At 62.5% G+C, this 21,853-nt stretch carries 17 protein-coding genes; 8 read left to right on the top strand and 9 right to left on the bottom strand.

What is annotated here, in order from left to right; all coding sequences use genetic code 11:
- Positions 1-54: 54 nt before the first annotated feature.
- Genes KBX19_RS03610 through KBX19_RS03630 form a run of 5 tightly spaced genes read right to left on the bottom strand, consistent with a single transcriptional unit; the run spans position 55 to position 6,168 of the window.
- Positions 55-1,800: an ABC transporter ATP-binding protein gene (locus KBX19_RS03610; RefSeq protein ID WP_005290314.1), complete on the bottom strand. Its 1,746-nt coding sequence runs from the start codon at positions 1,798-1,800 to the stop codon at positions 55-57.
- The gene (locus KBX19_RS03615; protein ID WP_255997475.1) at positions 1,797-2,813 is read right to left on the bottom strand and encodes an ABC transporter permease; all 1,017 of its coding nucleotides are present in this window, start codon (positions 2,811-2,813) and stop codon (positions 1,797-1,799) included. Before KBX19_RS03615 ends, KBX19_RS03610 begins: the two co-directional genes overlap by 4 nt.
- Entirely contained in the window at positions 2,813-3,760 is a 948-nt protein-coding gene (locus KBX19_RS03620) for an ABC transporter permease (RefSeq protein WP_005290312.1), read from the bottom strand. Before KBX19_RS03620 ends, KBX19_RS03615 begins: the two co-directional genes overlap by 1 nt.
- Before the next feature lie 3 nt (positions 3,761-3,763).
- Positions 3,764-5,320 (bottom strand): ABC transporter substrate-binding protein, encoded by a 1,557-nt coding sequence (locus KBX19_RS03625; protein WP_255997476.1) that lies wholly within the window; start codon positions 5,318-5,320, stop codon positions 3,764-3,766.
- Between the two features lie 2 nt (positions 5,321-5,322).
- Positions 5,323-6,168 carry a TetR family transcriptional regulator C-terminal domain-containing protein gene (locus tag KBX19_RS03630; protein WP_255997478.1) on the bottom strand — a complete coding sequence of 282 codons (846 nt, stop codon included), beginning with the start codon at positions 6,166-6,168 and terminating at the stop codon, positions 5,323-5,325.
- Between the two features lie 120 nt (positions 6,169-6,288).
- Between KBX19_RS03630 and uvrB the strand changes: the two genes are divergently transcribed.
- Together uvrB and KBX19_RS03640 are read left to right on the top strand one after the other, a co-directional pair.
- Positions 6,289-8,403 carry an excinuclease ABC subunit UvrB gene (gene uvrB, locus KBX19_RS03635; RefSeq protein WP_255997480.1) on the top strand — a complete coding sequence of 705 codons (2,115 nt, stop codon included), beginning with the start codon at positions 6,289-6,291 and terminating at the stop codon, positions 8,401-8,403.
- Between the two features lie 8 nt (positions 8,404-8,411).
- Positions 8,412-8,855 (top strand): universal stress protein, encoded by a 444-nt coding sequence (locus KBX19_RS03640; protein WP_040424470.1) that lies wholly within the window; start codon positions 8,412-8,414, stop codon positions 8,853-8,855.
- A 10-nt stretch (positions 8,856-8,865) separates the two neighbouring features.
- Here the strand turns inward: KBX19_RS03640 and KBX19_RS03645 are convergent, their stop codons facing one another.
- The 3 genes from KBX19_RS03645 to KBX19_RS03655 all read right to left on the bottom strand — a co-directional run bounded on the left by KBX19_RS03645 (position 8,866) and on the right by KBX19_RS03655 (position 12,982).
- Positions 8,866-11,097: a UvrD-helicase domain-containing protein gene (locus tag KBX19_RS03645; protein WP_255997482.1), complete on the bottom strand. Its 2,232-nt coding sequence runs from the start codon at positions 11,095-11,097 to the stop codon at positions 8,866-8,868.
- 107 nt (positions 11,098-11,204) lie between these two features.
- Positions 11,205-12,296 (bottom strand): DoxX family protein, encoded by a 1,092-nt coding sequence (locus KBX19_RS03650; protein ID WP_255997483.1) that lies wholly within the window; start codon positions 12,294-12,296, stop codon positions 11,205-11,207.
- An 89-nt stretch (positions 12,297-12,385) separates the two neighbouring features.
- Positions 12,386-12,982, bottom strand: coding sequence for an MBL fold metallo-hydrolase (locus KBX19_RS03655; protein WP_255997486.1), 597 nt, complete (start codon positions 12,980-12,982; stop codon positions 12,386-12,388).
- 86 nt (positions 12,983-13,068) lie between these two features.
- Between KBX19_RS03655 and uvrA the strand changes: the two genes are divergently transcribed.
- A complete protein-coding gene (uvrA, locus tag KBX19_RS03660) occupies positions 13,069-15,924 on the top strand; it encodes an excinuclease ABC subunit UvrA (protein WP_255997488.1) in 2,856 nt (951 codons plus the stop codon).
- A 13-nt stretch (positions 15,925-15,937) separates the two neighbouring features.
- Positions 15,938-16,405 carry a hypothetical protein gene (locus tag KBX19_RS03665; protein WP_255997489.1) on the top strand — a complete coding sequence of 156 codons (468 nt, stop codon included), beginning with the start codon at positions 15,938-15,940 and terminating at the stop codon, positions 16,403-16,405.
- Between the two features lie 5 nt (positions 16,406-16,410).
- On the opposite strand, the gene KBX19_RS03670 is transcribed toward KBX19_RS03665, so the two are convergent.
- Positions 16,411-18,447, bottom strand: coding sequence for a DUF2339 domain-containing protein (locus tag KBX19_RS03670; protein ID WP_255997491.1), 2,037 nt, complete (start codon positions 18,445-18,447; stop codon positions 16,411-16,413).
- 337 nt (positions 18,448-18,784) lie between these two features.
- On the opposite strand from KBX19_RS03670, the gene infC reads away from it, so the two are divergent.
- The 4 genes from infC to KBX19_RS03690 all read left to right on the top strand — a co-directional run bounded on the left by infC (position 18,785) and on the right by KBX19_RS03690 (position 21,815).
- The gene (infC, locus tag KBX19_RS03675) at positions 18,785-19,336 is read left to right on the top strand and encodes a translation initiation factor IF-3 (RefSeq protein ID WP_083770299.1); all 552 of its coding nucleotides are present in this window, start codon (positions 18,785-18,787) and stop codon (positions 19,334-19,336) included.
- Positions 19,337-19,365: 29 nt separating this feature from the next.
- A complete protein-coding gene (gene rpmI, locus KBX19_RS03680) occupies positions 19,366-19,560 on the top strand; it encodes a 50S ribosomal protein L35 (protein WP_005290299.1) in 195 nt (64 codons plus the stop codon).
- Positions 19,561-19,613: 53 nt separating this feature from the next.
- Positions 19,614-20,003, top strand: coding sequence for a 50S ribosomal protein L20 (gene rplT, locus KBX19_RS03685; protein WP_005290298.1), 390 nt, complete (start codon positions 19,614-19,616; stop codon positions 20,001-20,003).
- A gap of 369 nt (positions 20,004-20,372) precedes the next feature.
- Positions 20,373-21,815 (top strand): S8 family peptidase, encoded by a 1,443-nt coding sequence (locus KBX19_RS03690; RefSeq protein WP_255997492.1) that lies wholly within the window; start codon positions 20,373-20,375, stop codon positions 21,813-21,815.
- Positions 21,816-21,853 lie beyond the last annotated feature (38 nt).

Genomic DNA, 21,853 nt, shown 5'->3' on the forward strand with positions numbered 1-21,853 from the left:
TCCTGTTGTCGCCTGCGGATATACACACCTCACACTACCCACGGGGCGCAGTGGCTAGAGCGACGGGATATTCGTTAGCAAGCTGCGCGTGTAGTCGTGGAGCGGGTTGTCGAGAACGTCGTCGACAGGACCGTCGTCGACGATGACGCCCTTGTTGAGCACAGCGACGCGTGTGGCGATGTGCCGGGCGAGCGCGATGTTGTGCGTGACAAACAGCAGCGATAGGCCACGCTCGTAGCGGAGTTCGGCGAGCAGCTGCAGGATCGACGCCTGGACTGACACGTCGAGGGCCGAGGTGATCTCGTCGCACACGAGGACCGACGGCGCGTTGACGAGCGCGCGGCCGATCGCGGCGCGTTGGCGCTCGCCGCCGGACAGGTCGCCGGGACGGCGGTCGTAGAAGCTGCGGTCGAGCTGCACGGCTTCGAGGGTCTCCTCGACGATGGCGCGTTGCTCGTCGCGGGACAGTTCGCCCGCCATGATAAGCGGCACGCTCATCGATTCACCGATGGTGCGCCGCGGGTTCAGCGATGAGAACGGCGATTGGAAGATGTACTGCACGTCCTTGCGGTGCTCGAGAGTGCGGTCGCGGCTGGAGTGCGCGAGTTCTTTGCCGCGCAGCAGCACGTCGCCGGTGTAGCCGGGGTTGAGGCCGGCGATCGAGCGGGCGAGGGTGGTCTTGCCGGAGCCGGATTCGCCGAGGAGTAGCGTGGATTCGCCGGCTTCGATGGCGAGGTTGATGCCGTGCAGGACCTTGTTGTCGCCGTACGCCATTTCGAGATCGCGGACTTGGAGAAGCGGCGTTTCAGCGGACGCCGCGGGGTCGCCGTGGACCTCGGCCCAGGAGTTGGTCCAGCGGTCGTTGCCCGCGATGTCCTTGTCACCTTCCAGGTCGGGGATGGCGCCGAGGAGCTTGCGGGTGTAGGCGTGCTTCGGGTTATACAGGACGGCGTTGTAGGGGCCTTCCTCGACGATGTCGCCGCGGAGCATGACGATGACGCGGTCGACGAGCTCGCCGACGACAGCCAGGTCGTGGGTGATGTAGAGCGAGGCGACATCGTTCTTCATCGTCATGGTGCGGATCGTTTTCAGGACATGGTTCTGGGTGGTCACGTCGAGGCCGGTGGTCGGCTCGTCGAGGATGAGCACGTCGGGGTACATGGCGAACGCCATGGCGATGCCGACGCGCTGCTGCTGCCCTCCGGAGAGCTGGTGCGGCCAGCGTGCCAGGTATTCGTCGGTGTCGGGCAGATCGACGTCGCGCATGACTTCGCGGACGCGTTCGGCGCGCTCGGACGAGCTGGAGCCGTACCCGTGGATGTCGAGGACCTCGCGGATCTGGTCGCCAATGCGCATCGCCGGGTTGAGGCTGAGCGCGGGGTCCTGCGGGATATAGGCAACGCGGGAGCCGCGCATGTCGCGCACGTCGTCTTCGCTAAGCGTAAGGACATCGGTGGTTTTGTCGTCGCGGGAGTAGAGCGTGACGGATCCGTCTGTGATGGTCAGGCCGGTGCGCACGTGGCCGAGCGCTGCAAGTCCGGCGGTGGTCTTACCGGAACCGGATTCGCCGACGAGGCCGACAATTTCGCCGCGGTAGAGGTCGATGTCGACGCCGTGGAGGATCTCGGTGCCGCTGTAGGTCGCCATCCGCAGGTCGCGGATGCGCAGCACGAGCGTGTCGTCGTTGCGTACAGGGGGTACGTAGTCGCCTTCGCCGCCAGTCGAGGACCACAGCGAGTCTCTTCCGCTTATCGACGACTTCTTCGGCCCCTTGCCGTCCGCATTAATCGAGGTGGTCATGCGTTCTCCTTCGGGGCAGCCTGGGTGGTGCGGCTGCGGGTGTCTTCGTTGATGATGGGGGCGACCTTGTCCTGTCGGTCGCTTGGGATGGTGGCGCCGGTGCGCTTGATGGGGGTGGCGGTGGAGGCGGTGGCGCGGGCGGTGGCGTCGGCAAGCATGTTGGTGCCGATGGTGAGCACCGCAATGGCGATGACCGGCAGAACCACGCCCCACGGCTGGATGGACAGCGCGATGCGGTTCTCATTGATCATCAGGCCCCAGTCAGCGGCCGGCGGCTGGATGCCCAGGCCCAGGAAGGACAGGGACGCAATGGAACCGATGGAGTAGGTCAGGCGCAGCCCGGCCTCGACGGACAGCGGGCCGGTGATATTCGGCAGGATCTCTTGGGTGAGGATCTTCCAGTGCGGCACCGAGTACATCTGGGCGGCGCGGATGTAGTCCTCGTTGGTGACCGACTGGGTGGCCGAGCGCGCCACGCGGGCGATGCGCGGTGCGTGGGTCAGGCCGATGACGAGCACTAGGACGGTCGCGGAGGGGCCGAAAATCACGATGGCGAGCATCGCGAAGATCAGCTGCGGGAAGGCCAGGAGGACATCGTTGATGCGCATGATCACAGCGTCGGTTGCACCGCCGGTGTAGCCGGCGATCATGCCGAGCACCGTGCCGACGACCATGCCCAGCACCGTCGCCAAAAACGCCGTGATGAGCAGGATCAGTCCGCCGCCGATGAAGCGGGAGGCGACGGAGCGGCCGAGGTTGTCGGTGCCGAAGATGCCGTCGGAGGTGAACGGGAGGCCGAGGAACTCGGTGGTGGAGTAACCGGTGAGCTGCTCGGTGAAGAAATAACCGATCAACGCGATCAGGAGCACTAGACCGGTGAGGATCATGCCGACCTTGCCCTCCGGCTGCGCCCAGATGCGCTTGAGCAGCGGGTCGGGTTTGGACAGGGAGGCTTTCAGCTCGTCGCCGGTCCTGACATCGGAGGGGGCGCCAGTATTGTGCGGCTGGGTCATTAGTTGCTCCTTAGCTTGGGGTTGGCCATGATGCCGATGACATCGGCAAGCAGGTTGACAACGACGTAGACGGCGGCGATCAGGAGGGTGACCGCCTGCACGACCTGGACGTCTCGGTAGTTGACGGCGTCGATCATGGCGACGCCGAGGCCCGGGTAGCGGAACAGGTACTCGACCACGACAATGCCGCCGGCGAGCCATGCCAGCTGGATCGCGACGACCTGGGCGATGGGGCCGATAGCGTGGGGGAGCGCGTGGCGGAAGATGACGCGGCGCTCAGGCACGCCTTTGAGACGGGCCATTTCGACATAGCCCGAGTCGAGGGTCTCGATCATCGTGGCGCGGGTCATGCGAGCGATGTACGGGCTGACGACCAGCGCGAGGGTCAACGTCGGCAGCACGAGCTGCGACGGGTACGACCAGACAGAGGCGCCCGGCTGCGACATCGTCACCGCGGGCAGCACCTGAAAGACCGAGGTTGCGAAAACCGTGACCAGCAAAATACCGATGACGAATTCCGGCATCGCGGCGAGGATCAGGGTGACCCAAGTGATGGCCTGGTCGCGGCGGAAGCCACGCCACCACGCCGCATAGATGCCGACGAGAATGCCCAGCGGAATCGCGATCAACGCCGCCAAAACCATCAAGACCAAAGAGTTGACCAGCGGTTCACCGAGCAGCTCGGACACCGGGCCGCCGGTGGTGGTGGAGGTGCCGAAGTCGCCCGTCAACACGCCGCCGAGCCACAGGAAGTAGCGTTCGACGGGGTTTTTGTCCAGGTTCATTTCGGCTTGGAGCGCGGCGATGCGCTCCGGGGTAGCCTGCTGGCCCAGGATGGCGCGGGCGGGGTCGCCCGGCAGGAGCAGCGTGGCGCAGAAAATGATGACGGACACTGCCAAAAGAATGAAGATGCTCAAGCCGAGTCGGCGAGCGATGAGTTTGCCCATTGTCTAGGCCTCCGCAATCCACATGTCGTAGAACAACGCCTGGGACAGTGCAACGCCACTTGGGTGGGGGCGCGCTCCGACCACGTAGTTGTGGTACGCGTCCACCTGGTTGGGGAAGCCCCAGATGATGTATCCGCCGCGGTCGTAGAATTCGCGCTGGAGCTCTTTGATCTTCTTGCTGCGCTCGCGGTCGTCGACAATGCCGCGTGCGGCTTCGACGCGGGCGGTGAATTCGTCGTCGACCCAGTGCGTCTCGTTGAACGGTGCCTCCTCGGTGGCGCAACGGTTGACTTGCTCGAGGAAGTTTCGCGTGTAGTAGAAGGTCTGGGAGAAGGGATAGGACAGGTAGTTTCCGTCGGCCCAGAAGGTGGTGGAGTCGACTTGGTCGATCTTCACGCGGATTCCGGCGTCGCGGACCTGCTCCGTGAACACCTGCGCGGCGCGGACAGCGCCTGAGGCGATTTCGGAGGTGGCAAGGGTGACGTCGATGCCGTCGGGGTAGCCGGCGTCGGCAAGCAACTTCTTTGCTTCTTCGATGTTTTGCTCGCGCTGGGGGAATTCGTGCGGGTACGCCGGGTCGTAGAGGGCGAACATGTCGTTGCCGACCTGGCCCTCGCCGGAGAAGACTTGGTCGACCATGCCGGGGCGCGCGCAGGCCAGGCGCATGGCTTGGCGGACGCGCTCGTCATCGAAGGGCTCGTGGTCGACGCGCATGGTGAAGGGGAGCCACATGCCGGTTTCAGAACTGACGACGTGCATGCGCGGGTCAGACTCGATGACGCGGACCAGTGCGTGGTTGAGCGCCCCGATGCCGTCGACCTGGGAGGACAAAAGCGCGTTGAGCATCGCGTCCTCCTGGTAGAAGTCGACGACCTCGACGCGGTCCAGGTTGGCGGGGCCGAGGAAGTAATGCTCGTTGCGCTCCATGACAGTCTCACGGCCGGCGGAGAAGCTGACCAGCTTGAAAGGGCCGGCACCGATCGGATTCTCCGGGTCGTAGTCTTCAGGGACGATGCCCATCTGGTACTCGGCGAGCGCATCGGTCAAGGTCGCGTCGGGTCGCGACAACGAGATGGTCAGCGTGCGGTCGTCGACGACGTTCATGGCTTCGATGTGGGCGATGGACCCTGCGCTGTTCTTCGGGTCGTCCGGATCGGCGACGCGCTCGTAGGTGGCAATCACGTCCTCCGGGCGCACCGGGCGGCCGTCGGAGAATTTCACGCCTTCACGCAGACGGATGGTCCACTCGGTCGCGTCTTCATTCGGCTCGAGGCTCTCGGCGAGACGGTTTTCCAGCTCGTATTCGTAGCCGCGGCGTACGAGGGGCTCGTACAGATTGACCACGCGGGCGGCGTCGCTGGCACTGGCGGGAATGTGCGCGTCCACGGTGTCGGCGGTGGAGCCGCCCACGAGTCCGACGCGCAGGGTGCCACCCTTGCGCGGCGGGCCCGACGTATCGATATTTTCAGCCGGCATCGTCGGCGAGCATGCCGCGAGGGCAGTCGCCGAACCAGCGACTGCCGCGGTGCCCAGCAACTGCCGGCGCGAAAGTTCAACCATGTTTATGTGTTCTCCTTCACGAAGACAGCGTCCGCTGTCATCCACGTATTCAGATATGCCGTCACAGCGTCCGCCGCGTCCGTTGCCGACAGTGCGCCGATGAGCATTTGCACACCGAGACCGTCGATCGTCGCCGTGACAGCGTTCATCATGTCCTCGGGTGCGGAGGCGGTGAATTGGCCGGAGGCCATCCCTTCGAGCACGATGGCGCGCAGCTGCTGGTCCCAGCGGCTGTACGCCACGGCAGTCGCCTCCTTCGCGTCCGCGAACATCGGCGACGACGCCCAGAATTGAGCCCACGTCGTCCACTCCCGGGTGGCTTCCGCGGAACCGTCGAGCTGCACGTGCGCAAAGCGCACCAAACGTCGTGCAGGATCGCTTATCGACGTCACCGCCTCCCGTCTTCCCGCCGCCTGCTCCGAACACAAGTCGAGAGTGGCGAGGAAGATGTCGTTTTTCGAGTGGAAGTAGTAGTGGACAGCTGAGCTGGACATTCCTGCTTCCCGGGCGATGTCGGCCACCTTGACCGCCTCGTAGCCGTTCGACGTGAACAGCGGCCATGCGGCCGCGGCGATTGCGCGGCGCCGGGCGGCCCAATCTGCTTCGCGCGGGCGGGCGGCCGGTGCGTGGCCGGTGGCCGTTGTGGACAGCGGCCTCAGACTGTCCACGGTGACGCCGGTGATCTCCGCCAAACGCTGCAGCTCGGTGGCGCTGAAGCGCCGTACGCCTGAGAGCGACTTGGACAGTTTGCTGGCGTCGATCCCCAAATGGGTGGCCACATCCGCGTGCCTCAAACCCGCCGCGGTGATCGCGGCGCGAGCTGCAGTGTTCGGATGTGTCTGGGCCACGGGCATAACCTTATGTGCAGCTGAGAGGCAATCGCAACAATTTGACTTAGGCGCGAAGGGAATCGCAACTGGCGCGGGGCGTCGATTAGCGAATCGCGGAACTGACCTAGACTGGTGTGCATGGCTTTTGCTGCTGAGCACCCCGTTTTATCGCACTCCGAATTCCGCCCCGTGGGAGAAGTGGAGCGCTCCGAGAAGCTCTTCGAGGTCGAATCTGAATTCGAGCCGTCCGGCGACCAACCGACCGCGATCGCAGAGCTGGACCGTAGGCTGCGGGCGGGGGAGCCGGACGTGGTGCTCATGGGTGCCACCGGTACCGGTAAATCGGCGACGGCGGCCTGGCTCATCGAGCAACAGCAGCGGCCCACGCTCGTGATGGCGCCGAACAAGACGCTCGCCGCCCAGCTGGCCACGGAGCTGCGCGCACTGCTCCCGAACAACGCCGTCGAGTACTTCGTGTCGTACTACGACTACTACCAACCGGAGGCGTACATCGCGCAGACGGACACCTACATTGAGAAGGATTCGTCGATCAACGACGATGTCGAACGCCTCCGCCACTCTGCGACATCGGCCCTGTTGTCCCGCCGCGATGTGGTGGTGGTGTCTTCGGTGTCCTGCATCTATGGCCTGGGTACGCCGCAGTCCTACTTGGACCGTTCTTTGCTTCTTCGGGTCGGGGAAGAAGTGGAGCGCGACCGGTTCTTGCGTTTGCTTGTGGACGTCCAGTACGAGCGCAATGACGTTGACTTCAAGCGCGGGACATTCCGCGTGAAAGGCGACACGGTGGACATCATCCCTGCCTACGAGGAAGTTGCCGTGCGCGTGGAGTTCTTCGGTGACGAAGTCGATTCGCTCTACTACATTCACCCGCTCACCGGTGACGTTCTGCAGCAGCGCGAGGAGCTGCGCATCTTCCCGGCAACGCACTACGTTGCCACCGAGGACCGGATGGAGAAAGCGATTGAGGCGATCAAGCTGGAACTCGCCGACCGCCTCGAAGAGCTAGAAAACCGCGGGAAACTGCTCGAAGCGCAGCGTCTGCGCATGCGTACCGAATACGATCTCGAGATGATTCAGCAGGTCGGGTTCTGCACTGGCATTGAGAACTACTCGCGGCATATTGATGGCCGTGGCCCTGGATCCGCTCCTGCCACCCTCATCGACTACTTCCCGGAAGACTTCCTCACCATCATCGACGAGTCTCACGTCACCGTGCCCCAGATCGGCGGCATGTACGAGGGCGACATGTCGCGTAAGCGCAACCTCGTCGAGTTCGGCTTCCGTCTGCCGTCCGCGGTGGACAACCGTCCGCTGACGTTCGACGAGTTCGAGGACCGTGTCGGCCAGACCGTGTACATGTCTGCGACCCCGGGCGACTACGAGCTGGAGGCGGCCGGCGGCGAGTTCGTTGAGCAGGTGATTCGCCCGACGGGCCTGGTCGACCCGAAGGTAACGGTCAAGCCCACCAAGGGCCAGATCGACGACCTGATCCACGAGATCCGCGAGCGCACTGAGAAGGATGAGCGCGTCCTGGTGACTACCTTGACCAAGCGCATGGCTGAGGATCTCACTGATTACTTCCTGGATAACGGCATCCAGGTCCGCTATCTGCACTCGGACATTGACACCCTGCAGCGTGTGGAGTTGCTGCGCCAGCTGCGCCTTGGTGAGTTCGACGTTCTCGTGGGTATCAACCTGCTCCGCGAGGGCCTCGACCTGCCGGAGGTCTCCCTCGTGGCAATTCTCGACGCCGACAAGGAAGGCTTCCTGCGTTCGACGAAGTCGCTCATTCAGACCATTGGCCGCGCAGCCCGCAACGTCTCCGGCGAGGTCATCATGTACGCCGATGACATCACTGAGTCAATGCAGGAAGCCATCGACGAGACGGAGCGACGCCGCACCAAGCAGATCGCGTACAACAAAGAGCACGGCATCGATCCGCAACCGCTGCGCAAGAAGATTGCCGACATCCTCGACGAGGTTTACGAGCGCGCCGAGGACGATACGTATGGCGACGGTGCGAAGCGCGGCAGCAGCGGGGAAGAGGCGATGATCGAAGGCCGTGACACATCGTCGATGGCTTCGGACGAGATTGAGAAGCTCATCGCGGACCTGACAACGCAGATGACCGCAGCTGCTCGGGAGCTGAAATTCGAGCTCGCTGGCCGCCTGCGCGATGAGATTGCGGACTTGCGCAAGGAGCTACGCGGGGTCAAAGAAGCCGGTATATAGTGGCCACCATGAGCAAGAACTACAACACCGTTGTTGTTGGCACAGACGGGTCGAAGTCCTCGATGCTGGCTGTTGAGCGTGCCGCGGAACTCGCGGCTGCGTTCGATGCCACGCTGGTCATCGGTTGCGCCTACTACGAGTCAGAAGCAGATGTTTCCACTGCGCTGCGTCAGGACTCGAACACGATTCTGGGCGATGAGACCGCACGCGAGAATCTTGCCAAGGCCGCTGAGCACGCGTCAGCTACCGGTGTGAAGGACGTGCAGACCACGGTTCGCCCGGGTACCCCGGTCGAGGCGTTGATGAGCATCGTCAACGATTACTCTGCAGAGCTGCTCGTCGTGGGTAACCGCGGCATCAACTCTCTGACCGGCCGCCTGCTCGGTTCCGTGCCGGCTGACGTCGCGCGCCAGTCTGACTGCGACGTCATGATCGTCCACACTGTTTCTTAAGCGCCGGAGATCAGGAAACGGGGAGTTCCCCAATTACGGTCAGAGTTTGCGTCGCTCGCGTGACTGCGACGTAGAGGTCTTGCCAGCCTTGCGGTGAGGCATCCACGATCGCCGCTGGCTTATCGACGATGACGTGGTCGAACTCCAACCCCTTCACCTCGTCTACATTGTCTGCGGTGAGTACCGCGACAATCCCACCGTGCGCGGCGACTTCATCCCTGACGTTCTCGGCGTTTGTGCCTTCGGGCAACCACCGGACCGAGTCGTGCTCGCTCACGTCGCCCGACTCGCGCACAGTAACCGCAGGCGTCGCCTCTGGATCAATGACACGGAGGATTGTGTCGGCGACGCGCATGATGTCGCCAGGGGTGCGGTAATTCACCGTGAGTTCATGGGAGCGGTAGCGCTGGCCGACGAACGGCTCGAGCGCGCTGTCCCACGTGTCCACGCCCGCCGGTGAGGAGGTCTGCGCAGTGTCACCCACCAAGGTCATCCACCGCGAGGGGCAGCGGCGGAACACCATCCGCCACTCCATTGCGGACAGCTCCTGGGCTTCGTCGACAATGACGTGGCCGTACGCCCAGGTCATATCCGCTTGTGCTCGCTGGGCGGTGGACCGGATGTCCGTCTCACGTTGGCGGCCGGCGAGCGTTTCAGCATCGATAATGTCGTGCGCGGACAAGACTTCGGCTTCAAACTCGTCGTCGGTATCGGTGTTTGCTGAGGATGCGAGGATGTCGAGTGCGTCTTCAGCGTCTGCGACGAGCTCCCGCCACTGCCGTTCGGCCTTTTCAGCTTCATCGCTGGGTGTGGGGATGCCGACGAGGGTGTACAGCTCGTCGATAAGCGCCGTGTCAGATGCCGTGAATGCGGTGCCGTCAGCGCGGTAGAGCGCGTCTTGGGTCAGCTCGTCATAATCGAAGGCAGCGGCGGCAATAGCCTCCCGGTCGCTGAGGAACTCGGCGAGCACCTCCACCGGATCGAGCTCAGGGAAGTGCTTATCGACGAGCTGAGCCACCTGCGGGTCATCCGCGAGATCATCATGAAGCTGGTCGACATCCGCCTGGGACAGTAGGTTAGACCCGCCGAGGGGGTCTTCACCGATGCGCTTGGCCAGGGCCTCCGCAAGCAGTTGCGTCAACGCTTCGGCGAAGAACGGGCGCGCTTCGTTGTGGGGTTTGCGCGAGCGACGGGCCCGTGTGCGGGCAGCGGTGATCATGGACGCAGTGGCGGCCAGATCAATGCCGTCGACGCGCAGCAGCTCGTCTTGCTCGGGAACTGTCTGATAGTTCCACACCGCCCGCTTGAGAATAGTGACCATGTCCTGGGACCCCTTGACCTCGCGGGCGACAAGACTGTCAGTAGCGGCGGGCTCAAATCCTGGCACGAGCTGATCCACGGTGTTCAAGACGACACCGGTTTCACCCAGTTCCGGTAGAACCCGGGAGATGTAATCGAGGAAGGTGCGATTCGGCCCGACAATGAGGACACCAGTGCGCGCGAGCTGGTCCCGCCACGTGTACAGCAGGTAGGCAACGCGGTGCAGGGCGACCGCGGTCTTGCCCGTTCCCGGTCCACCAGAGACAACCAGGACTCCACGGGTCGAATCCCGGATGATCTGATCCTGCTCGCGCTGGATAGTTTCCACGATCGACTGCATGTGCCCGGTGCGCGGTGCGTTCATGGCACGGCGCAGAGCGGCTTCGCTGCTGACGTCACTTGTCGTGCCCGACGTTTCCCCAATGGCGTCAGCGTCATCCCATCCGGAAAGCACTTCGTCATCCACCGCCGTCACGGAACGGCCGCGCATACGGATGTTGCGGCGCGTCTCCACGCCTTCGGGGTGGGCAGTTGTGGCCAAGTAGTAGGGCCGCGCCATCGGGGCGCGCCAGTCCAGCAAAAGAGTGCGGTAATCATCGGCGCGGTCGTCGATGGCCATACGGCCGATGTAGCGGCGGTCCACGTCCTCCCGGCCGTCGGCGGGATTCTCCGGGGAGTCATCCGCTACGTCGATCCGCCCAAAAACCAAGCCGGTTTCAGCGACGTTGAGATCATCCAGTTTCGCGTTCAGGCCGTGATACTCCGTCTCACGGCGAACCAAAGCATCCGCATCCGGGTTGTCTGGGTCCACGTCCAACGCCACAGCCTCAAGCCGTCGCTGGGCAGCCTGAACCTCCGCGTCGAGCCTGCCGAACAAAGCATCCGCGTAGTCCTGTTCCTGGGCGATCCTGGAATCTGTCACCGAGCGCCTAACCTTTCTCTTCCCACCGAAGGAGTGTGCCAGTAAGCAAACAGCCCCGAGACAGGGAGTATTCCCTGCCGCGGGGCTAGTAGGTGCGACCCGGTGAATTAACCGAGCTTCTTCTGCGCCTTCTTCACAGCCTTCTTAGCCTGCTTTTCGGCCTTGTTCGCCCTCTTCTTCCACTTACGCTTCTGCCACCAGCTCGGGGAGGCGTCCAGCTCATCGAAAGCGTGCTGCAGGTTCGTGATGGCATCCTGCGCACGGCCCTGCGCCTTGTCAGCAGCCTTGTTGACCTTGCGCTTGCCCTTGAACTTCTCCCACTCGGACGGGCCGAGGTCATCGAGAGAACCCTGCAGGTCGCTCACAACAGAATTGACCTTGCGCTTGGCCTTGAACTTGTCCAGCTCGGACGGGGTCAGATCCTGGACCTTGTCCTGAGCGTCACCAATGAAGCCCTTGACCTGGCGCTTCATGCGGGCCTGCTCGAGCTTGTTCGGCTTGAGGTCCTTGTAGGTGCCCTCAGCCCAGTCGGCAGCGTCAGACGCAGCATCCTGCGCCTTGTCGGCGAACTTGGACGCGGTCTTCTTCCAGTCATCCTTGTTGTCGTCGACGTAGTCAGCGACCTCGGAAGCTGCCTGCTGTGCACCCTCGGAGACAGTCTCCGCGGTATTCTGGAACCACTCGCTGGCCTTGCTCATGGCCTTCTCGGTCTCAGACTGAGTCGGCAGAGCGGACTGGATGTTCTTGTTCGCACGCTTCGCGGCGTCCTGTGCGCGCCATGCCAGACCCGGCTTGCCTTCGGTGTCAGCAGTAGCCAGCAGAACACCGCCAAGCAGAGCAACGTTGGTCAGAGCGCCGGTGCGCATCTTGGCCTTCTCCTCGTCGTTCTTGGCCTCCCAGAACGCGTTGCGGGCCATCAGGGTGCACACGGTGGACCCTGCGAGCAGGCCAGCAGAAAGACGCGGCATCTTGCCCAGAGCGAAGGTGGCACCCGCGCCGATCTTCACACCACCGTTGATCTTTGCCACAGTCTCCGGGTCGGAGGGAATGTAGCTTGCGTACTGTGCCGGCAGCACAGACTTAATGGTGTTGACGACCTTCTCTGCGCCCTTAGCGTGCTCAGAGGAGCTCGTCACCGTTCCCACGCCGTCTGCGATGTACACAGACGCAAGCATGGGGCGAGCAAGTTTGCGGATCATACTCACTATTCCTTTTCTTATAGGGGTCTTTCTCTACCCACTGTAGACCGATTCCACGGCAAGCGTGCCGGAAATTCTCCGGCAGAGACCTACCAGCGGCGCTCCCACCACTCGTCTAGCTTCGGCCGTTCCTCACCGAGAGTTGTCGGGTCGCCGTGGCCCGGGCGGACAATCGCGTCATCGGGGAAGCGATCGAAGATTCGCTCTTTCACGTCGTTGAAGAGACGGATGAAGTCGCCTTCACCGTTGGTCTTGCCCAACCCGTCAGGGAAGAGGGAGTCTCCGACGAAAAGATTGGTGGTGCCGTCGATCTCAGCCGCGATAGCGGCACCGCCCGGAGTGTGGCCGCGCAGAATGTAGACGGGGAAGGAGTGCCCGGCGAACTCGAGGGTGTCTTCGTTGTGCAGTTCCTTGTCGGGAGCAACCGGCAGGGCAGGGGCATCGAGGAAGGAACCCCAATGGGTCGCACCGGTGCGTTCAAGGATGTCTTCGAGCGCACCGACGTGGTCCCAGTGCCGGTGCGTTGTCAGCACATCGGTGATCTCCACTCCGGCAGATTCGGCCATGGCGAGCAGGGGGTCGGGCTCGCAGGCGGCGTCGATAAGCAAGCCCTGCCCCCGCGAGCACAGCAGATAGCAGTTGTTGTCCATCTCAGAAACGGACACGTGATGCAAGGTGAGGTCCATGCCGCCCCACTGTAGGGGAATGAACAGGGACGTAGATGTGTTGGTAAATTCGTTCGAGGACCCGCAACGCCCGAAACGGAGGACAAGTGGCCGACAAACTCACTGTGCGCGGAGCGCGCGAACACAACCTCAAAGGCATCGACGTGGAGCTGCCACGCGACAAGATGGTCGTGTTCACGGGCTTGTCGGGCTCGGGCAAGTCCTCGCTGGCGTTCGACACGATCTTCGCGGAAGGGCAGCGCCGCTACGTCGAATCGCTCAGCTCCTACGCGCGCATGTTCCTCGGCCAAATGGACAAGCCGGACGTCGACTATATCGACGGTCTGTCGCCGGCTGTGTCCATTGACCAGAAGTCGACCAACCGCAACCCCCGCTCAACGGTGGGCACGATCACGGAGATCTACGACTATCTCCGTCTGCTGTACTCGCGCGCCGGCACCCCGCACTGTCCGGTGTGCGACGCCGTCATCGACCGGCAAACTCCGCAGCAGATTGTGGACCGCGTCATGGAGAACCCGGAGCGCACGAAGTTCCAGGTGCTCGCGCCCATCGTGCGCAAGCGCAAGGGCGAGTTTGTCGACCTGTTCTCTGACCTGTCCGCCCAGGGGTATGCCCGCATCAACGTCGACGGTGAGACCTACCAGCTCTCCGAACCGCCGAAGCTGGAAAAGCAGGTCAAGCACAACATCGACGTCGTCGTCGACCGTCTCACCGTGAAAGAAAGCCAGAAGCAGCGGCTCACGGACTCCGTCGAGACAGCATTGAAGCTTGCCGACGGTCTCGTCGGGTTCGATTTCGTCGACCGCGACGCGGACGACCCCAACCGCGTAGAAATCTTCTCTGAAAAGATGGCCTGCCCGAACGGGCACACGCTCAACGTGGAGGAGTACGAGCCGCGCGCGTTCTCCTTCAACTCTCCCTTCGGCGCATGCCCCGCGTGCGACGGCCTGGGCACCCGCAGCGAGATCGATCCGGACCTGGTGATTCCGGACCCAGACGCACCGGCCGTCGACGCGTTCCAGCCGTGGAACTCCTCGCCGAACAAGGGCTACTTCACCAAGCTCATCGTCGCGCTCGGCAAAGCGGAGGGGTTTGATCCGCACGAGCCGTTGTCGTCGTTAAGCAAAAAGCACCGCACGGCGCTGATCGACGGCACCTCCACGAAGGTGTCCGTCCGCTACAAGAACCGCTACGGCCGCCAACGCAACTTCACCGCCGCGTTCGAAGGCGTGAAGGGCTACTTGAACAGGAAGATCGAGCAGTCCGAGTCGGAGCACGCGAAGGAGAAGTACCTCGCCTACACCCGCGATGTCGCCTGCCCGACGTGCAACGGTGCGCGCCTCAAGCCCGAGATCTTGGCGGTTCGTCTCGATTCGAAGACGCACGGGGAGAAGTCCATTGCGGGGCTGACTGAGCTGTCCGTCGAAGACGCGTCCGAGTACCTGGACAACCTCGTGCTCGGTTACCGCGAGGAAATGATCGCTGGGGCCGTGCTCCGCGAGATCCAGGCGCGCCTGCACTTCCTGCTCGATGTCGGGTTGAACTACCTGACGCTGTCGCGCTCTGCGGGAACGCTGTCCGGCGGTGAGGCACAGCGCATCCGTCTGGCTACTCAGATCGGTTCGGGTCTGGCTGGTGTGCTTTACGTGCTCGACGAGCCGTCGATTGGCCTGCACCAGCGCGACAACCAGCGCCTCATCGCGACGCTGCAGAAATTGCGCGACTTGGGTAACACCCTGGTTGTGGTCGAGCACGACGAAGACACCATTCGGGCCGCCGACTGGCTTATCGACGTCGGCCCCCTCGCCGGTGAATACGGCGGCAAAGTTGTGTACCAGGGCGAGCCGAAGGGCATTGAGAAGGTCGAGGAGTCCCTGACCGGTGCCTATATCTCCGGCCGCAAGGAGATCACGGTTCCGGATGCACGCCGCCCGCTGGACAAGGAGCGGAAGCTGCGCGTCGTCGGTGCCCGCGAGAACAACTTGGACAACGTGTCTGTCGACATTCCGCTGGGCATGCTCGTCGCGGTGACGGGTGTGTCCGGCTCCGGCAAGTCCACGCTGGTCAACCAGATCTTGGCGAAGACCCTGCAGAACCGCCTCAACGGTGCGCGCCAGGTGCCCGGCCGTGTGAAGAAGGTCGATGGCCTCGAGCACCTGGACAAGCTCGTGCAGGTGGACCAGTCGCCGATCGGCCGCACGCCGCGCTCGAACCCGGCGACGTACACCGGTGTCTTCGATAAAATCCGCAACCTGTTCGCGGAGACACAAGAAGCGAAGGTGCGCGGTTACAAGGCGGGGCGTTTCTCCTTCAATGTCAAGGGTGGGCGCTGCGAGGCTTGCCGCGGTGACGGCACGATCAAGATTGAGATGAACTTCCTGCCGGACGTCTACGTCCCCTGCGAAGTGTGCGGCGGCGCGCGCTACAACCGCGAAACGCTCGAGGTCCGCTACAAGGGCAAGAACATCGCCGAAGTTCTGGACATGCCGATCAGTGAGGCGACCGATTTCTTCGAGCCCATCACATCGATCCACCGCTACTTGCAGACGCTGTGCGATGTCGGCCTTGGCTACGTTCGACTGGGTCAGTCCGCTACGACTCTTTCCGGTGGCGAGGCCCAGCGTGTGAAACTCGCCGCGGAGCTGCAGAAGCGCTCCAACGGCCGGACGATCTACATCCTGGATGAGCCCACAACGGGCCTGCACTTCGAGGACATCCGCAAGCTCATGCTCGTGCTCAACGGCCTGGTGGACAAGGGCAACACCGTCTTGGTGATTGAGCACAACCTTGACGTGATCAAATGCGCTGACTGGATCATCGACATGGGTCCGGAGGGCGGCTCCGGCGGCGGAACCGTTGTTGCGCAAGGCACGCCGGAGAAGGTGTCCAAGGTGAAGGGGTCCTTCACGGGCGAGTTCCTCGCGGATGTGCTGACGACGTAGCAAGGAGTCGACCATGTCCGAGTCGACGAGCGACGACCTCGTTGTGCTCCTCGCTGACGGGGAGAAAGTAGTCCTGCCTGACGGCCTCGAGCACTCCGATCCGCTGTACGTCGTGTGTTTTTGGGAGTACAGCGGAGACGGTGAGAAGGACTACTTCATCCAGCGGACTGAAATTGTCCGCGGAGCGACCGACGTGCTCCAGGTCATCGACTACGCGCGGGAGTCGCTCGCTGAGGACGAGCTAGGCACGACCTTCGGTGTATTCGTGATTCCACCGGATCCGTCAGGCACGCGTGAACACATTGACCTCGTCCGTCTGTATGGAGAGGTGCCGGAAGGGCCGTTTGAAGACCCCGCGACTTTCGGCTGGACCATGTACGTAGCCGAAACGGAGGCCTCCGGGACAGTGCGGGGGATCGGCGACCCGCCCGACCCCCGCGAAGCACGGCTACTCCGGGCGGGAGCGCGGGTGGAGAAGTAGCGCTCCTACATCTCGGGGGCTGGCGGTGGAGTGTCCTGCGGGGGTTGGGGTTTGTGAGGTACCGGGCCACCATGTGCCGGTGTTGCGGCGGGGGCCTGTACACCACAAGGTCCCGGTGTCTCTGGTGCTCCTGGTGCCGCCGTTGCCGCGGGCTGAGGTTGCGAGCCACTGTTTCGTTGCGCTCCCAGAACCGCGACCGCGATAAGGAGCAGGCCGGAGACGGTGAACGCCAGTACCCTTGGAATGCCGCTCAGGGAGGCCATATCGAAGAACACGAGCTTTCCTGTTGCGACTAGGGCGAGAACCAGGCCGGCTGTGCGCGCGGACTTCGGGTTCGAACCGGATTCGGGGCGTGGTCGTTTCAACAGCAGCCAGGAGGCGAGAGCCATCACGGCGATCGACACGGACATATGGCCGATCAGGAATCCAATGTCAGCGCCTGTCAGCGAACTGCGATCACGAGAGGAGAATGGCTGATCGCTCGGCTCAGGCCGCGGCGCAGTGAAATCACCGATGATAGTGGTGATGCTGACCCACGAGACCATTGCCAAGATGAGTCCTGCTCCCGCGAGAGCGTTCTGGGCCTGGGTGGGCATTGTGCGCCAGAGTTTCCTTTGAGTCGCGACGACGATGAGGACGGCTGAGAGTGCGATCGCCTCAAAGAAGAAATAAGGATCGAGTCCGAACCCCGTGTAACCGCCCGTCGTGATCAAAAGGAGCACACGGACGTTGATGAAGAGGACGATCACCCACGCAAACGTCACGCCGGGAAGATGTACAGGGCGGGTACGGAAGAGGAAGATTGCGCCGATGAAGGCCATCATGAAGACGATTACGTAGATCGTGTAGCCGAGAACGGACCACTCCAAGGATGCGACTGCATAAGCGACAAGGAACGTCAACGGCGTGACAATGAGCCAACCGTTGACCATGGTGTCGGAGGCGCGCCTAGTGAGAGTGACGAGGACGCACACGATGCATGTTGCAACAACGGGCAGCCAGACGGACCAAGCGTCTGTGATTCCAAAACATGTCCACATGACAAGAGTGGGCATGATGACCGCGTTCAGGATCGGCGGGTTCTGGGACTGGGCGGCCGGTGTGGCCGGGATGAACAGTTCCGACACAACGAGCATGACTGCACCGGCTACCGCGATAACAACAATGACGTTTACTGGGCCTTCTTCAAGCATGTTCGAGACCCACAGAGTCTGCCACGCAAGTAGCGCCGCCGTGGCGGTGCGCACCAAAGCGTGGAGATTCTTTTCGCCGGCACGGAGTTTCCACGTGACTACGAGTGCCGAGAGCGGTGCGACCATTGCGATAGTCGTTTGAAGCACATCGAATGGGTACAGGCAGAAGTGGTAGACGAACATGGACAGACACATGCACAGCACGAGGCCCAGATTGTTCCGTACGGTCGCTAGAACGAGATAGATCATCCACAGGAATATGAAGAACGCGCTCAAGGCGAGGGCTGGGAGCCAGAGCTTCACCCAGGTGACGTAGTACAGGTCGGCATAGATGACCAGTAGAGATGTGATGTACAACGCCGTGACACCTGCCGATGGACCGCGGCGTGTGTCTACCCGGATACCGATGCCCAGTAGCGCGACCCCGAAGATGAGCGCGCCCACCGCGCGGCCAACGGGGCCGAGGAGACCGGTTTGAATGGCCAGGGCGATACCGAAACTGGCGCCTGCGAAGGTAATGAGAGAACCGATGATGGCTGCTACCCGGACTATCTTCTGCTCCGGAGTCAGACTCGGCTTTCGTGGGGCTGAGGGGGCGACAGGCATCGTCGGGCCAATGGGCGGCGGTGACGCTGGATACGGCGACGGTTGCCCCGCCTGGGGTTGGGGAGGCTGCGGCTGCTGAGGCAGTGGTGGCGCGACGGGAGCTGACACAGCTGCGGGGGCAGGTTCTGGGGCGGGAGCTGGTGAGGAAAGGGAGTGGACAATGTCGTCGATAAGCTGTTGGCTGCGCGTGGTCACACGGCGCAGTTCTTCTAGCTGGCTTAGAAGCTTCTCGTTGCTTGTCATACCCTTTAGACTGAAATCCGCTCCAAATGGTTCCATCCGGGAAGGTGTTTCTATCACCTCGTTACCGAGATTTGGCCGAACGTGACCTTGGATGCTAGGGTTCTATTCACTACCGCCTTGCGCGATGTTTCACCGATTTCTCATCGGAGATGCAAAGCGCGGGTTGCAAGTGGAGTTACTCCCACCTGATGCCGCCAGCTAGATGGAAGGCTAAGGGTCAAAATCACGGTAGGTTCGCGTAAGCGCGCCTGCCGTGGACGGATGAACTCCCACGCTATCTCTGAGAGAGCGTGGGTTTTTGTTTGGGGGAGCTGCGTTTGCGGTTCGGTAGCGAACCATTGAAACCCTTCACACTCTAGGAGTTCTCATCAGCGCTGAAGCTCGGATCAACGAACGCATCCGTGTTCCTGAAGTTCGTCTCGTCGGCCCGTCCGGCGAGCAGGTTGGCATTGTCCGTACCGATGACGCACGCAAGCTTGCATACGAGGCAGACCTCGACTTGGTTGAGGTTGCGCCGAATGCAAAGCCGCCCGTGTGCAAGATCATGGACTACGGCAAGTACAAGTACGAGCAGGCCCAGAAGGCCCGCGAGTCCCGCAAGAACCAGCAGCAGACAGTGGTCAAGGAGCAGAAGTTCCGGCCCAAGATTGATGAGCACGACTACCAGACCAAGAAAGCCAACGTTGAGCGTTTCTTGGAGAAGGGCAACAAGGTCAAGGTGACCATCATGTTCCGCGGCCGCGAGCAGTCGCGTCCGGAACTTGGCTACCGCCTGCTGGAGCGCCTCGCTGAGGACATTCAGGAGGTCGGCCAGGTCGAGTCCCGTCCGAAGCAGGACGGCCGCAATATGACGATGGTCCTGGGCCCGGTTCGCAAGGGCAAGAAGTAGATCGTAGAAGCACCAAAGGATTTACAGACATGAAGCAGAAGACCCACAAGGGCACCGCTAAGCGCATCAAGGTCACCGGTTCTGGCAAGCTCCGCCGCGAGCAGGCCGGTAAGCGTCACCTGAACGAGAAGCTGTCGGCTAAGCGCCGCCGCAAGCTCTCCGGCACCACCGACGTTGCTAAGGGTGACGTCAAGCGCACCAAGCGTCTCCTCGGCAAGGCTTAAGAGCGCCCTGCCTCCCAGAAACAATCCGTAACGAGAAGTAAGGAAGTATCACTGTGGCACGTGTCAAGCGCTCAGTTAACGCCAAGAAGAAGCGTCGCGCCATCCTCAAGTCCGCGAAGGGCTACCGCGGCCAGCGTTCCCGCCTGTACCGCAAGGCGAAGGAGCAGTGGCTGCACTCCCAGACCTACGCGTACCGCGATCGCCGCGCACGCAAGTCTGAGTTCCGCAAGCTGTGGATCCAGCGCATCAACGCTGCAGCCCGCATGAACGACATCACCTACAACCGCCTCATCCACGGCCTGAAGCTGGCTGAGGTCGAGGTCGACCGCAAGATCCTCGCCGACCTTGCTGTGAACGACTTTGCAGCGTTCTCCGCCATCTGCGAGGTGGCCAAGAACGCTCTGCCGGAGGACGTCAACGCCCCGAAGGCAGCTGCCGCCTAAGTCGCGTTGTGCGGTTTTCCGCGCATTGCTTATCGACGCCCCGTGTGCCACGGTTCCGAACCTGGCCGCGGGGCGTTTGGCGTGTATGCCCCTCATTGGGGCTTACCGAAGTTCCGCGGGTGGGGTGAGCGGGGGTGGTGTTTGGTGGTGTTTGCACCCGGTATTCCTGTCAATTTTTCCGCGGTCGATCATGGCGCGGACCTCGGCCATCCCGCGTTTGTGCTCAGGTAAATCTCAGCCCAGACTTCGTTTCCGCTTACATTCTGTGACATTGATCTTTTACACTTCGGCACCGCTCCGTCGCTGAAACGACGGGCGGGTGGATGCGACATGACGCTTCACCGAGGTACCGACAGAAAAGGAACGTCAATGAGACACAAGAAAACAGCGGCCGTCGCGGTAGTGCCTGTGAGCCTCGTGCTGTTAGCCGCAGCGCAAATACCGGTTGCAGGGGCGCAAGATGCGCGCATCACCGATGCTCCGAGAATTGACACGCAGGTGCAGGACGATGAGGCTCCGACGCGCTTCATCGTCGAGTTCACAGAGGAGCCAAGTGCTCCCGAGGAGCGCGCCAGCATTCTCAATTCAGCGACGGACGACCCGCTTCCCGAGGTCACTGAAGTTCGTGAGCGTGAAGACGGCACGAGTGTCGTGGCGGCTGACAAGCGCATGAGCGATGAAGAAGTCCAGGAGTTCATCAAGGACACCCAGAACAGCGGGAAGGTCGCGCACATTGAAGAGGATGTGCGGATGTTTCCCATGGCTGTCAATGATCCTCGCATGGGGCAACAGTGGGCGTTGAACGGAACGGTAGGCCCGAGCATCGAAAGCGCGTGGGAGAATGCTCCGAAGCGGGGCGACGGGCAGACGATCGCTGTTCTGGACACCGGCATCACCTCGCACCCTGATTTGGATGAGAACGTGGCCGGGGGTTATGACTTCATTTCTTCTTCCAAGCAGGCTCGCGACGGGGATGGCTGGGACCCTGACCCCCGTGATGAGGGCGACTGGGGGGAAGCGGGTATCTGCGGTGGCGGTGGCGGCAGGCCGTCACCATCTTCCTGGCACGGCACTCACGTTGCAGGTACGTCCGCCGCAGTGACGGACAATGGCGAAGGGGTAGCCAGCGTTGCGCCGAATGCAACGCTACAGCCGGTGCGCGTCATGGGACCGTGCGGTGGCTACAGTTCCGACATCTTCGATGCGATGGATTGGGCCTCTGGTGGCACAGTGAGGGGAGCTGAAGACAACCCGAATCCCGCTAGCATTATCAACATGTCGCTGGGTGGCCCGGGCACGTGCTCCCGCTACTACCAGGAAGTCATCGACAGGGTACGCAGCCGCGGCACCGTCGTCGTTGTCGCCGCTGGCAATGAGAACCAGAACGCGGCCAATGTTTCGCCAGCTAGCTGTAGTGGAGTAGTGACGGTGGCCGCTTCAGGCCAGCGGGACGAGAAAGCAAGCTACTCCAACTATGGGGAGCCGGTTGACATCACAGCTCCTGGCGGCGACGCACGCCAAGGCGGCGGGATCCTGTCTACCTATAACTCCGGGAGCAAACAGCCGGAGCAGCCGAACTACGGCTCGCTGCAAGGCACGTCCATGGCGACGCCGTTTGTTTCCGGTGTCGCTGCACTGATCCGTGGAGAGAACCCAGACATGAGCCCGGAGGAGGTTGCAACTCGACTACGGGACACGGCGCGCCCGATCAAGGGCTCGTGCGCAGGCTGCGGCAGCGGCATCGTCGATCCCGCTGCTGCCGCCGCTGGGCAAAGTGGCGAGCCCCCGGCGGTCCCGAAACCCGGTGATTAATCACTGACCTCCGGTGGTGCGCCGAGCGCGCCCTGCTT

This window comes from Corynebacterium sp. CCUG 71335 (assembly GCF_024454075.1).
Lineage (GTDB): Bacteria > Actinomycetota > Actinomycetes > Mycobacteriales > Mycobacteriaceae > Corynebacterium > Corynebacterium genitalium.